Source organism: Pseudomonas sp. SIMBA_041, assembly GCF_046535095.1.
In the GTDB taxonomy this organism is placed as follows: Bacteria; Pseudomonadota; Gammaproteobacteria; order Pseudomonadales; family Pseudomonadaceae; genus Aquipseudomonas; species Aquipseudomonas mucoides.
In genome coordinates, this window is the sequence record NZ_JAWRXJ010000408.1 from 1 (window position 1) to 266 (window position 266).

Sequence of the window (266 nt, forward strand, 5' to 3'; positions counted from 1 at the left end):
GACCATGTTTTCAGTAATCAGTACCCAGGCAATCGCACAGGCCAGTGCGCCATCGGTGCCAGGGCGAATGGGCAGCCATTCATCTTCACGCCCGGCAGCAGTGTCGTTATAACGTGGATCGATGACGATCATGCGTGCGTTTGAACGTTCGCGGGCTTGCTCGACGTAGTAAGTGACACCACCGCCGCTCATCCGCGTTTCTGCCGGGTTATTTCCGAACATAACGACCAGTTTCGTATTGGCGATATCATCCGGGCTGTTGCCAT

At 55.3% G+C, this 266-nt stretch carries 1 protein-coding gene; it reads right to left on the reverse strand.

The genetic code is table 11. From position 1 onward, the window contains the following. Nucleotides 1-246 (reverse strand): molybdopterin-dependent oxidoreductase (locus SB725_RS31695; protein ID WP_410923399.1); only part of this gene is annotated, 246 nt, incomplete at its 3' end. Nucleotides 247-266 lie beyond the last annotated feature (20 nt).